At 62.9% G+C, this 12,452-nt stretch carries 14 protein-coding genes; 12 read left to right on the top strand and 2 right to left on the bottom strand.

The window, feature by feature from the left end; translation table 11 throughout:
- Both QUW25_RS06445 and QUW25_RS06440 read left to right on the top strand, forming a co-directional pair.
- Complete coding sequence (locus tag QUW25_RS06445) at positions 1-186, top strand: hypothetical protein (protein ID WP_289511390.1); 186 nt, start codon at positions 1-3, stop codon at positions 184-186.
- 123 nt (positions 187-309) lie between these two features.
- Positions 310-573, top strand: a complete 264-nt coding sequence (locus QUW25_RS06440; protein ID WP_289511389.1) for a DUF1016 N-terminal domain-containing protein — start codon at positions 310-312, stop codon at positions 571-573.
- A 159-nt stretch (positions 574-732) separates the two neighbouring features.
- Here QUW25_RS06440 and QUW25_RS06435 read toward each other — a convergent pair whose 3' ends face one another.
- Positions 733-1,650: an Abi family protein gene (locus QUW25_RS06435; RefSeq protein ID WP_289511388.1), complete on the bottom strand. Its 918-nt coding sequence runs from the start codon at positions 1,648-1,650 to the stop codon at positions 733-735.
- 523 nt (positions 1,651-2,173) lie between these two features.
- Between QUW25_RS06435 and QUW25_RS06430 the strand changes: the two genes are divergently transcribed.
- The 6 genes from QUW25_RS06430 (at position 2,174) to QUW25_RS06405 (ending at position 6,455) form a co-directional block, all read left to right on the top strand.
- The gene (locus QUW25_RS06430) at positions 2,174-2,965 is read left to right on the top strand and encodes an ADP-ribosylglycohydrolase family protein (RefSeq protein WP_289511387.1); all 792 of its coding nucleotides are present in this window, start codon (positions 2,174-2,176) and stop codon (positions 2,963-2,965) included.
- A gap of 144 nt (positions 2,966-3,109) precedes the next feature.
- The gene (locus tag QUW25_RS06425) at positions 3,110-3,487 is read left to right on the top strand and encodes a type II toxin-antitoxin system RelB/DinJ family antitoxin (RefSeq protein ID WP_289511386.1); all 378 of its coding nucleotides are present in this window, start codon (positions 3,110-3,112) and stop codon (positions 3,485-3,487) included.
- Positions 3,488-3,973 (top strand): type II toxin-antitoxin system VapC family toxin, encoded by a 486-nt coding sequence (locus QUW25_RS06420; protein ID WP_289511385.1) that lies wholly within the window; start codon positions 3,488-3,490, stop codon positions 3,971-3,973.
- A 23-nt stretch (positions 3,974-3,996) separates the two neighbouring features.
- A complete protein-coding gene (locus QUW25_RS06415; protein ID WP_289511384.1) occupies positions 3,997-4,731 on the top strand; it encodes a hypothetical protein in 735 nt (244 codons plus the stop codon).
- A 180-nt stretch (positions 4,732-4,911) separates the two neighbouring features.
- Positions 4,912-5,652 carry an SDR family NAD(P)-dependent oxidoreductase gene (locus QUW25_RS06410; protein ID WP_289511383.1) on the top strand — a complete coding sequence of 247 codons (741 nt, stop codon included), beginning with the start codon at positions 4,912-4,914 and terminating at the stop codon, positions 5,650-5,652.
- 404 nt (positions 5,653-6,056) lie between these two features.
- A complete protein-coding gene (locus QUW25_RS06405; RefSeq protein ID WP_289511382.1) occupies positions 6,057-6,455 on the top strand; it encodes a DUF3592 domain-containing protein in 399 nt (132 codons plus the stop codon).
- Positions 6,456-6,479: 24 nt separating this feature from the next.
- Here QUW25_RS06405 and QUW25_RS06400 read toward each other — a convergent pair whose 3' ends face one another.
- A complete protein-coding gene (locus QUW25_RS06400) occupies positions 6,480-7,013 on the bottom strand; it encodes a biotin transporter BioY (protein ID WP_289511381.1) in 534 nt (177 codons plus the stop codon).
- Between the two features lie 252 nt (positions 7,014-7,265).
- Here QUW25_RS06400 and dpaL point away from each other — a divergent pair, with 252 nt between their 5' ends.
- From dpaL to arcC, 4 genes are all read left to right on the top strand, one after another.
- Positions 7,266-8,477, top strand: coding sequence for a diaminopropionate ammonia-lyase (dpaL, locus tag QUW25_RS06395; RefSeq protein WP_289511380.1), 1,212 nt, complete (start codon positions 7,266-7,268; stop codon positions 8,475-8,477).
- Positions 8,478-8,552: 75 nt separating this feature from the next.
- On the top strand, positions 8,553-9,959 hold the full coding sequence (locus QUW25_RS06390) for a YgeY family selenium metabolism-linked hydrolase (protein ID WP_289511379.1): 1,407 nt from the start codon (positions 8,553-8,555) through the stop codon (positions 9,957-9,959).
- 166 nt (positions 9,960-10,125) lie between these two features.
- On the top strand, positions 10,126-11,328 hold the full coding sequence (gene ygeW / locus QUW25_RS06385; protein WP_289511378.1) for a knotted carbamoyltransferase YgeW: 1,203 nt from the start codon (positions 10,126-10,128) through the stop codon (positions 11,326-11,328).
- Positions 11,329-11,460: 132 nt separating this feature from the next.
- Positions 11,461-12,402, top strand: a complete 942-nt coding sequence (gene arcC, locus QUW25_RS06380) for a carbamate kinase (RefSeq protein ID WP_289511377.1) — start codon at positions 11,461-11,463, stop codon at positions 12,400-12,402.
- Positions 12,403-12,452: the final 50 nt, after the last annotated feature.

Here is a 12,452-nt window from a genome sequence, read left to right as displayed (position 1 = left end):
ATGGGCGCACACGATTGCGACAGACAAATTGAGACCGCTATCCTCAACGACAAGCTCTTGAGGGGCCGCGAGCAGTTTGCCCGCAGCGAAGTTTCTGAGCTTGAGTTTGCCCGCGCGATGGACGCCCGCTATCGTGCCATGCTTGAAGGCGGTGAGACTGCCCACGACTTGGTTGACGAGGGATGAGAAGCTGCCAGCAGTGCTCTAAATTGCGCCGAGGAGTGTTTTCCAGCGCGAACATGAGACCTAATTGTTGTCCGGTGCCAGAGCGACACTGAGCCTGAGGAAGTCTCTCGGGAAGGTGGCGCCATGGCAGAGGCGATTATCAAGAATGACTCCGAGTACCTGGCTTGGGTGCGAGAGCTGAGCGAGCGGTATCGCCGCAGCCAGATCAAGGCGGCGGTTTCGGTAAACCGTGAGATGCTGCTGTTCTACTGGCGGCCAGGAAAGGACATTGCAGATTTGCATGCCGAGAGTCGGTGGGGCTCGGGATTCTTCGAAACGCTGAGTAGAGACCTCGAGAAGGAGATTTCGGATGCCAAAGGCTTCTGCCACGCAATCTTCGGTAGATAAAGCACTTCTACGGACTGCAGTGTGAGGCCGCGAACAACCTTTTGACTACGTTTCCGACCTAACGATAAACATCTCCTCGCTCATAATGAGATTGGGTACAGGCTTCGCTTTTCTTGGTCCGGGGTACTGCTGCCGACGTGTTTTGAGGTCGAATAGTTTCTAGCTTTGATTGGCAAACTTAACGCCCATCTCTGTGTTGATCTGAACAAGGACTTCCGCACTGATTCTCCCTTGGTAAGCCCGGATGAGCGAATTGAGAGTGTCGATCATTGTGTGTGTATCCTCTTCGGGGAGAACAACACATAGTTCATCAAACATATCCGCGAAGCGAGCTCCTTTCACTGTGGCGCAGTAGAGTCTCTCGTCATGAGCACAGATGTTTCTATACCCAACGAGAACGTCGAACGCTCTCAGGAGGTCATGAGGGTTGAGTCGGACACCTCTTCCGGAGATTTCGCCGACGATCTTGCAGGCTGCGTTCTGAACGCCTCTCTTTTGGAGTTGGTAGAAGTGAGCGATATTGCCGAAGGTTAGGTCATTCTGAAGAACCCAGAGGGGAACCTTTCCATAGCTGTTGAGATAGTGCTTCACGAAGGGTCGCATCTTCTTCTTGTTGGTGAGCTTTCCGTTCAGGATCTTCATGAGGTTGGCCATGTTTGTTGCGTGCTCTTCAGCTTTGTTTCCTTGGTAGGACTTTGGCACCAACATGTCCTTTGCCGAAGTGTAGTTTGATCGTTCGAGGTAGGCCTCCGCGTCCCGATTCTTCTCACAGAAGGCGTAGACGACTGCGTTCTTGAGCGCAGACTCCGCGGCGGTTAGGTAGGGGAACGTTGACTCCCTCAGATTCCGGTCAAACATAAAGAGGTCATATATCTGCTGGAAGGTTGTACCTTCGAGATAGACGTCGTCGGCGGAAGACTTCATTGCTTCTCTATCAAGGAATGGGGCTTTGTATCCATTGATGATGGCGTAGTAGCTCTCTCGCTTGATTGCCGCCGCCGTCTTTTTGTCCGTGACAATCCCACGGCTTTCCATGAGCTCAACGAGCTGGTCAATAGTCTTGAATTCCTTGGCCATGGTGACCCCCTCGTAAGTCAAAGGGCCGCTACCGGACAAGCCCGGCAGCGACCCTTCTTTGTCACCGCCTCACGTAGAGTCCACGGTGACTGCATCACTGCTCTTATAATACCCGCGATGCTGATGCGGTCAAGAAATCTTTACATCCGGCTGGATATGAACGTGTTGGGGCATCTGGCTGTCAATGAAAGCTGCGGGGACAGGTAATCTTGCAACAAGTTGTTGCACAATTCCTGGCGCCAAGTTTCTCCCATAAGTTGCGGGAGAATTGTTCTTGGTCTTATGAACTAAGCTACGGCGTATATGGGTGCCAGGGCAGTCCCGAACACGATGGTTACTGGGGGATTGATTGCCACAGCTTGTGGCAGATTTTGTCGCTCTTATCGATATGTCTCGTGCTTCCATTTCTGGCAGGCGCCACAACGTCGAACATTTAATAGCGGCACCATATCCAATGTCTGCTCTGGATTGATGGCTGTTGAGTTCCTATGATGGGCAGGCCGTTGATAAAGAGGGAGCTGGCGTGGCAAGGACACTTTGCGACTGCGTCTACGGCCAGGCGGTGGCCGAAGCGCTGGGCGTTCCGTATGAGTTCCGTCCGCGGGGCTCGTTCCGCTGCACGGACATGACCGGCCATGGCAGCCACAACAAGTCGACAGGCACGTGGAGCGACGACACGTCGATGGCGCTTGCAATCTGCGATAGCTACCGTGAGCTGGGGCGCATTGACGTCAATGACATCTGCGGGCGCTTCGTGCGGTGGTATCGCGAAGGCGCCTACACGGTCGACGGGCTCTTCGACGTGGGCAATGCCACGCGCGAGGCGCTCGAGCGCGGGCACGGCCTTGCGGGGGAGTGGGACAACGGCAACGGCTCGCTCATGCGCACGGTCCCGCTCGTGTTCACCGATGCCACCGACGACGAGGCGCGCGCCGTCTCCGCGATTACGCACGCGCATCCGACCTCGACGGAGGCGTGCTTCGCCATGGTGCATATCGCGCGGAACCTCATCTCCGGCGCGAGCCCGGCGGACGTGGCGGGTGACGTCGCTGCGCGCCCCGTGGACGAGATTCGCTCCGGCGGCTTCGTGCGCCACACCTTCGACGCCGCGCTCTGGTGCCTCGCCAACACGTCGAGCTACGCCGAGTGCGCGCTCGCCGCGGTGAACCTCGGGGCGACACGGACACCACGGCTGCCGTCGCCGGCGCGCTCGCTGGCATCGTCTACGGCGTCGAGGGGATCCCGTCCGAGTGGCTCGACAGGCTGCGGGGCAAGAACGTCATCGAGAACTGCCTGTTCTGAGAGCCGTGCCTGATTCAATTCACGACATGTTCGAGCTTACTTAGCTGTTTTGCTTAGAAAACTTGACTCAAAAGTTTTGAGTCAAGTTTTCTGAGCAAAGGGCCATCGTATGTCCGCTTATACTGCTATACTGCTATACAAAGGCGAGGTGACGAACATGTCAGAAACAACAGCAGCGTCGCAGGCGCGTCAGACGCAGATGAACACGCGTATCGACGCCGCGCTCAAGGAGGCCGGTGACGCCGTGCTTGCGCGGCTGGGCTACTCGCCGTCGGCGGCGGTGCGCGGGCTCTGGCAGTATATGGTGGACCATCAGGAGGACGCGGCATCTGTGCGTAAGGTCATCGAGCCCGGTGCGGCTTCTGCGCTCTCCGACGAGGCAGCCCGGAAGGCCTCCGCAATTGCCGGCCTGCGGTCCTTGTACGCACAGACGACCTACGAGCTTGGCATCTCCGGATACCACAGCGTTGACCTTCCGTCCTGGGACGACCTTCGCGAGGACTGGTATCACGAGCGTCTGGGGAGGGAGGCGTAGATGCCGCAACCTTCGCGCGTTCTTCTCGATACCAACGTCTGGCTTGACGCGTTCGATGGGGCACGTCCGCGCTCCCGCGAGGCAAACGAGCTGATCGATGTCTGCGTGCGCAAGGGGATTGATCTGCTCTACGCGGTTGGCACGTCGAAGGACGTGTTCTACCTCGTGGACGCCTCGCTCAAGCGTCAGGCACGGACAGCGGGTACGGCGCTCTCCGAGGACCAGGCCCGCGCCATAGCCGCCTACGCCGCGGCTTGCGTCACCAACATGGACGAGATTGCGACGGCTGTGGGCGCCGATTCCTCGGATGTCTGGCTCGCGCGAAAGTACCAGCGCATCCACGCGGACTTCGAGGACTGCATGGTGCTGGCGGCAGCCCAGCGTGCGAAGGCCGACTATCTCGTGACTAGCGACGAGGCGCTCCTGCGTCACGCTCCTGTGGCGGCGCTCTCGGTGGACGACTTTCTCGCGCTGGTGGGGGAGTAGACGCGTTCGGAAAGGCTATGGAGATGAGTAGGGGACAAGAGCGAGCCAGCCAGCGTCTGGCACAGATCATCGAGCCGACCGACGACGAGAAGGCTGCGGCAAAGGCCGCCCAGACGTTCGGGCGCTCCTACGCGCATGACAGCACGGCGCTCGGGGTGGCCGCCTTCGCCGGGGCCTTCTTCATTGTCTTTGCCATCGTCGTCGTGACGCTTGTCGACGGCGTCTTGCGCGGCGAGTTTGGGGAGCAGGACATCACTTGGCTCGTCGTGATTGGCGCCGCCGTGTTCGTCGTGTTTGCCGCGCTCGCGGTCGTGTCGGTTTTTGTCGCGCGTCACCATTACCTCAATCCGGTCAAGAGCGACGTGTTTGCGGCCGGCGGGCGCCTGTTCCACACCTGGTTCATACGTGACAAGGAGGAGCACAGGGACGACCGTGAGATCGTTCGCATCAACGTCGTTGACATTGCGGAGTGCACCGGGTTCCACAACAGGAAGGACAGGACGGTCTGGATTCTACCGAGCCCCGACGCGTGCATCTATGACGTGTGGCGGCGCAGCAAGCGGTGGGAGGACGAGCGCGAGCTGTGCCTCGCCCTTCTGGAGAAGGGGATCCCGGGCGGCGCGGACACGGACCCGTTCTTTGGGGTGGACGAGCAGTACCGGGGATTCCTCGAGCGGATCGGCGTGCGGATAGAGGAGACGACCGAGCCCGTCCACTTCCTGGCCGGGACGTGGTCTCTGGTGGACGATCCGCGTTAGGCGCTGCCGTTTCGTCACAAACCTTGGGTAACGCCCCATACACGCCTGTCAAGCTCGGCGCGTTCGCCGAGTGACGTCGCGCCTTACACCGGGCGCCACGCGGCCCCCGCGTTCTTCTCGTCATTTGCTGGGTAGGGTAGGAGCAGTTCGAACCAACCCCACGTAGAAGGGACAATCGCTATGCTGCTCAAGGGAAAGACCGCCGTCGTCACCGGAGGCTCGCGCGGGATCGGCCTTGCCATCGTCAAGCGCTTCCTGGAGGAGGGCGCCAACGTGGCGCTCTGCGGGAGCCGCGAGGAGACCGCTCAGCGCGCGCTCGACGGCATCCTGGCCGAGAACCCGGACGCCCCCGTCATGGCCATCTGGCCGAGCGTCGCTGACGAGGCGGAGCTCGAGGCCGCCTTCCGCCAGGTGGCGGAGCGCTTTGGCGGGCTCGACATCGTGTGCAACAACGCCGGTATCTCCCAGTCCACGTCGCTTGATGACTACACGCCCGAGGAGTTTGACAAGATCATCGAGATCAACGTCAAGGGCGTGCTCAACGGCTGTCAGGCGGCGTCGCGCGTGCTCGGCGAGGGGGGCGTCATCATCAACACGAGCTCCATGGTGAGCAAGATGGGCCAGCCCTCCGGTGTTGCCTACCCCATGTCCAAGTTTGCGGTCAACGGCATCACCATCTCGCTCGCGCGCGAGCTGGGGCCGCGCGGAATCCGCGTGAACGCCGTCGCGCCGGGCGTCACGGCCACGGACATGGTGGCGTGCCTGCCCGAGGAGCTGATCGCCCCCATCGAGGCGGGCATCCCGCTCAAGCGTGTGGGCCAACCCGAGGACGTGGCCAACGCCTTCGTCTACCTGGCGAGCGACCTCGCGTCCTACGTGACGGGCGAGGTCCTAGCCGTCGACGGCGGCATGACGGTATAGGTGCCGGCGGATAGAGCGTGTGGGCCTGGGAGCTGAGGTCAGCTCTCGGGCCTTTTGTGGTGTGCGGTCCGGCTCAAATAAAAAAACGACAAATAATAAAAAACGAAAACGGATAAAAAGACGAAAACCTGGTTCGCAAAACGACCGGGAGTTGTAGCCAGTCGCCAGTCTTTTTCGGTATTGCACGGCATTTCTCGGTATGAAATTCGGCATTCTCGGCCAAATTACGGTATCGAAAGCAAAAGAACGGTATGAGATTACGGGTTAACGGTATTTCTCGGTACCGAGAAATGATGCAGAGACACGTCCGCCACCCTCCAACCACCACCCCATCTCCGCCCGCTCGTGATGCTATTCTTGCACCACCCGCACCGTCCCACCAACCCGCAACGCACGGAGCGCCCATGAGCGATGGCATCATGATCCTTCTCATCTTTGGCCTGATCGCGGTTCTCGGCGGCGGAACCACGGCGCTGGTGCTCCTGGTCGCAAAGCGCGTTCGCGCGCGCAAGGAGCAAACCTACTCCGGCTCCACCACGGGGACCGTCGTGCGCGTTCGCCCCGGGAGTACGGATCGTCCCACCGTGGTCTACGTGCGCTACGTGGTCGACGGCACGGCGTACGAGTGCCACGAGACGGTCAAGCTCACGAGCGAGCCCATCAAGCTCGGGCCCGTTCCCGTGGGGCAGCGCAAGCGCGGCAAGATTCCCTCGAGCGTGGGCAGCGAGGTGCGTGTGGCGTACCTGCCGGCCGACCCGTCCAAGGCAATCCTTGCGGACAACGGTGGCCTGATGAACGTGTAGGGGAGCTACGCTCTCCTGTCGCGCCTACCGCCTCGCCGCCGTTCCCAGCGCGCGGCAGATCCGCTCCGCCACGCTCACGCTTGCCACGACCTTCACCATATCCGGTACCACAAACGGCACCACCGCCACGGCCAGCGCCGCCGGCGCGTCGAGCGCGTAGACGTTCATGAGCTGAAGCGTCCCCAGCACGTAGCTCACCGCCAGCAGCGCCACGCCCGCCAGCGCCCCGCGCGCCCTTCTTGGCAGCGCGCCAACGCGCATAATGGCACCCGCAACGGGCATTCCGGCGGCAAAGCCCAGGAGGTAGCCACCCGTTGGCCCCAAGATCACGCCGAGCCCGCCCTGAAAGCCGGAGAACACCGGCACGCCCGCCGCTCCCAGCAGCAGGTAGACCGCCACCGTGAAAAACGCGTCGCGCGGGCCCATGACCTGCGGTATCAGCGCCAGCACAAGGGTCTGCAGCGTAAAGGGCACGGGCCCCAGCGGCACGGTGACCCACGCGCTCACGGCGAGCAGCGCTATGCAGACGCCGCAACGGGCGATCGAGCGGGTGGACATGACGGCTCCCTTGCGGCCGGACGTTCTTCTCGCGTTCCCACGGGGCGAAAGCTTACCGCATTGCACCGCCCTCCAAGAGGTCCTTCTCGCCAACCGTTCACGGGCGCAAAAGGGACGCTCGCCGTCTCACGAAAAATCCCGTTGCAACAGGCTTGAAATATGCCACCATATGCAGTAACAAACTTTTAGTCTGGTAATCAGACAAAAAGTTGGCACGCAGGAGGCACGGCCGTCACGGCGCAAGGAGGAAGCGTGAGCGAGAAGATCAAGTGGGTTCTCAATACCATGCCCAAGAGCGAGGACGCGCAGCTGCCGGTGATGGCGCTCGACAACGTGGCGAAGGCGCAGGCCTTCCACCGCGGCTTCCCCCAGTACAGCGTGACCCCGCTCGCCAAGCTCGACGGCATGGCCGAGCGTCTTGGCCTGGGCGGGCTCTTTGTGAAGGACGAGAGCTACCGCTTTGGCCTCAACGCCTTCAAGGTGCTTGGCGGCTCCTTTGCCATGGCCCGCTACATCGCCCAGGAGATGGGTCGCGACGTCTCTGAGATGACGTACGACTACCTCACGAGCGAGCAGTTCCGCGAGGACTTTGGCCAGGCGACCTTCTTCACCGCCACCGACGGCAACCACGGCCGCGGCGTGGCCTGGGCCGCCAACAAGCTGCACCAGCGCGCCGTGGTCCACATGCCCAAGGGCTCCACGCAGACGCGCTTTGACAACATTGCCAAGGAGGGCGCCGAGGTCACCATCGAGGAGGTCAACTACGACGACTGCGTGCGCATGGCAGCCGCCGAGGCAGCCCAGACCGAGCACGGCGTCGTGGTCCAGGACACCGCCTGGGACGGCTACGAGGAGATCCCGTCCTGGATTATGCAGGGCTACGGCACCATGGCCGCAGAGGCCGCGGGCCAGCTGCGCGCCGTTGAGGTGAACCGCCCCACGCATGTCTTTGTCCAGGCGGGCGTCGGCTCGCTCGCGAGCGCGATGGTGGGCTACTTTGCCAACCTCTTCCCCACGTGCCCACCCAAGTTCGTCATCATGGAGGCCGGCGCCGCCGACTGCCTCTACCAGGGCGCGCTCGCCGCTGACGGCGACCCGCGCATCGTGGGCGGCGACCTGCAGACCATCATGGCCGGCCTCGCGTGCGGCGAGCCCAACACCATTGGCTGGGACATCCTGCGCAACCACGCGGACGCCTTCCTCTCCTGCCCGGACTGGGTGGCCGCCAACGGCATGCGCCGCCTTGCCGCGCCCGTCAAGGGCGACCCCGCCGTCACCTCCGGTGAGTCCGGAGCGGTGGGCATGGGCGTCATTGACGCCATCATGACCGACCCGGACTACGCCGAGCTGCGCGACGCGCTCGGTCTCGACAAGAACAGCCAGGTGCTGCTCTTCTCCACCGAGGGCGACACCGACCCCGAGCGCTACCAGCAGATCGTTTGGGACGGCGCCTGGGCAAAGTAGGCGGGACGCCGGGGCTTCTCGGCACTTCTCGGCACGTGTTTTGGCAACGGAAGCGTCAGAAAGGACGTAAGCAAAATGGCCAAGGAACTGAACTTCGAAGAGATCAAGAGCGTGGCGGCGGCGTACGGCCCCGACATGACCGCGTTTCTGCGCGCCATGATCTCTCACCCGTCCGAGTCCTGCGAGGAGGGCGAGGTCGTGGCCTGCATCAAGGCCGAGATGGAGAAGCTCGGCTTTGACAAGGTCGAGGTCGACGGCCTGGGCAACGTCATCGGCTGGATGGGCGAGGGCGACAAGATCATCGCCATCGACTCGCACATCGATACCGTGGGTATCGGCAACCGCGACAACTGGGAGGCCGACCCCTACGAGGGCTACGAGACCGACGAGCTCATCTACGGTCGCGGCGGCTCCGACCAGGAGGGCGGCATGGCCTCCGCCACCTACGCCGCCAAGATGATGAAGGACCTCGGTCTCATCCCCGAGGGCTACAAGATCATGGTCGTGGGCTCCGTCCAGGAAGAGGACTGCGACGGCATGTGCTGGCAGTACATCGTCAACAAGTACTTCGACGGTCCCGAGGACGCGCGCGAGAAGATCGAGTTTGTGATCTCCACCGAGCCCACCGACGGCGGCATCTACCGTGGCCACCGCGGCCGCATGGAGATTCGCGTGGACGTCCACGGCGTCTCCTGCCACGGCTCCGCTCCCGACCGCGGCGACAACGCCATCTACAAGATGGCCGACATCATCGCCGACGTTCGCGCCCTCAACAACAACGGTTGCGACGAGTCCACTGACATCAAGGGCCTCGTCAAGATGCTCGATCCCAAGTACAACCCCGAACACTACGAGGACGCGCGCTTCCTGGGCCGCGGCACCTGCACCGTCTCCCAGATCTTCTACACCAGCCCCAGCCGCTGCGCCGTGGCCGACTCCTGCGCGATCTCCATCGACCGCCGCATGACCGCCGGCGAGACCTGGGACTCCTGCCTCCAGGAGATCCGCGACCTGCCCGCCGTCAAGAAGTACGGCGACGACGTCAAGGTCTCCATGTACATGTACGACCGCCCGAGCTGGAAGGGCACTGTCTACGAGACCGAGGCCTACTTCCCCACGTGGATCAACGCCGAGAGCGCCGCTCACGTTCAGGCCCTCGTTGACGCACATCACGCCCTCTTCGGCGAGGAGCGCATCGGCTGCGAGGCCTCGATGGACAAGCGCACCGGCCGCCCGCTGACCGACAAGTGGACCTTCTCCACCAACTGCGTCTCCATCCAGGGCCGCTACGGCATCCCGTGCGTGGGCTTTGGCCCCGGCGCCGAGAGCCAGGCGCACGCACCTAACGAGGTCACCTACAAGCAGGACCTCGTGACCTGCGCCGCGCTCTACACCGCCGCGCTCAACCTCTACGACCCGTCCAAGAAGACCGGCGACGTCACCGTCTTCCGCGCCGGCGCCACGGACAACGACATCAAGTAGGCTCGACGCTGCGCGGCGCTGTGGCGGGCGATCTGCCCCTCACGCGTCGGCCGCCGCACTCCAGGCGTGCGGCCTCCCCGTTCGGGGCACCTCGCCTCGCCACAGCGCCGCTCGCTGACTTTGTTTGACCTGCGATTTCTTGATCATGAATCGAAAGGAACCAACCATGGCAAAGGACTTCTCCGCTCTTCTCGACGAGCTCAAGGGCTACGACTTCTCCGGCATGTACAACGCGGACTTCCTGCACACCTGGGACAAGACCACCGACGAGCTGCGCGCCCTCTACGCGGTTGCCGCCGCCCTGCGCAACCTCCGCGAGCGCAACATCTCCCCGCGCATCTTCGACTCCGGCCTTGCCGTCTCGCTCTTCCGCGACAACTCCACCCGCACGCGCTTCTCGTTCTCCAAGGCCTCCAACCTGCTGGGCCTCCAGCTCCAGGACCTCGATGAGGGCAAGTCCCAGATCGCTCACGGCGAGACCGTCCGCGAGACTGCCACGATGATCTCCTTCATGGCCGACGTCATCGGCATTCGCGACGACATGTACATCGGCAAGGGTGACGCCTACATGGCCGAGGTCGCCGAGTCCGTGGACGAGGCCTATAGGGACGGCGTGCTCGACCACCGCCCGACCCTCATCTCCCTGCAGTCCGACTCCGACCACCCCACCCAGTCCTCCGCCGACATGCTCTACCTCATCGAGGAGTTTGGCGGCCTGGAGAACCTCCGCGGCAAGAAGGTGGCCGTGACCTGGGCCTACTCGCCCTCCTACGGCAAGCCGCTCTCCTGCCCGCAGTCGCTCATCTCGCTGCTGCCGCGCTTTGGCATGGACGTCACGCTGGCGCACCCCGAGGGCTACGACCTCATGAGCGACCGCGTCGAGGCCGCCAAGACCTACGCTGCCGAGTCCGGCTGCACCTTCAAGCAGGTGAACACGATGGCCGAGGCCTTTGAGGGCGCCGACATCGTCATCCCCAAGAGCTGGGCGCCGTATGCCGCCATGGAGAAGCGCACCAACCTCTACGCCGAGGGCGACGACGCCGGCATCAAGGCCCTGGAGAAGGAGCTCCTTGCCCAGAACGCCACCCACATGGACTGGTGCTCCACGACCGACCTCATGGCGAAGACGGCCAACGGCCAGGACACCATCTACATGCACCCGCTGCCCGCCGACATCTCCGGCGTCTCCTGCGAGCACGGCGAGGTCATGGCCGACGTCTTTGACATGCACCGCGTGGGCATGTACAAGGAGGCCAGCTACAAGCCGTACGCCATCGCGGCCATGATCTTCCTGCAGAAGGTCAAGGACCCCGTGGCCACGCTCGCGGCGCTCGAGGCCGCCGGCAAGCCCCGCTGGAACCAGGCCTAGTTTCCGCTAGCAAGACCGGGGGCCGCCCGCACGTCGCTCGCTCGCTGCGGCACGCCGCAGAAGTCGCACGTTGACGTGGGGGCGGCCCCGCCCTTCTCGCCATGGTTTTATCGGCATAAGGAGCAATATCAAATGTCTAAGCGAATCGTCATTGCTCTCGGCGGCAACGCGCTTGGGAAGAACCTGCCCGAGCAGATGGAGGCGGTGCGTCACACGGCCCGCGCGATCGTGGACCTCATCGAGCAGGGCAACGAGGTCGTGGTGGCCCACGGCAACGGCCCGCAGGTGGGCATGATTCAGGAGGCCATGACGCAGCTCACGCGCTTTGACCCCGAGAAGTACATTCCGTGCCCGCTCTCGGTGTGCGTTGCCATGAGCCAGGGCTACATTGGCTACGACCTGCAGAACGCGCTGCGCGAGGAGATGCTCAACCGCGGGATCGACCGCGGCGCCGCGACGGTGCTCACGCAGGTTGAGGTTGACCCGGACGACCCCGCCTTTGCTCATCCCACCAAGCCGATTGGCGCCTTCATGACCCGCGAGGAGGCGGACCGCATGATCGCAGAGCGCGGCTACGAGGTCATCGAGGACGCCGGGCGCGGGTTCCGCCGTGTGGTTGCCTCGCCCAAGCCGGTGGGGATCGTTGAGCTGGACACCATTCGCTCGCTGGTTGAGACCAACCACGTGGTCATTGCCTGCGGCGGTGGCGGCATCCCGGTCTTTCCCACGGAGGGCAACCATCTCAAGGGCGCGGCGGCGGTCATCGACAAGGACTTTGCCGCGGCAAAGCTCGCCGAACAGCTCAATGCGGACTTCCTGGTGATTCTGACCGCCGTGGAGAAGGTCGCCGTCAACTTTGGCAAGCCCAACCAGGAGTGGCTCGACGAGCTCACGCCCGAGACCGCCCAGCGCTACATTGACGAGGGCCAGTTTGCGCCCGGCTCGATGCTGCCCAAGGTGGAGGCCGCGCTTGCGTTTGCGCAGTCCGGCCCCGGTCGCAGCTCGCTCATCACGCTGCTCGAGCGCGCGAGCGACGGCATTGCCGGCAAGACGGGTACCATCGTACGTGGGTAGGTTACGAAGGGACAGTCCCTTCGTAACATCAAGAGCGAAATGTGACGAAG

This window comes from Thermophilibacter provencensis (assembly GCF_030372065.1).
Taxonomy (GTDB): Bacteria; Actinomycetota; Coriobacteriia; order Coriobacteriales; family Atopobiaceae; genus Thermophilibacter; species Thermophilibacter provencensis_A.
This window is presented reverse-complemented; position numbering and strand designations above follow the sequence as displayed.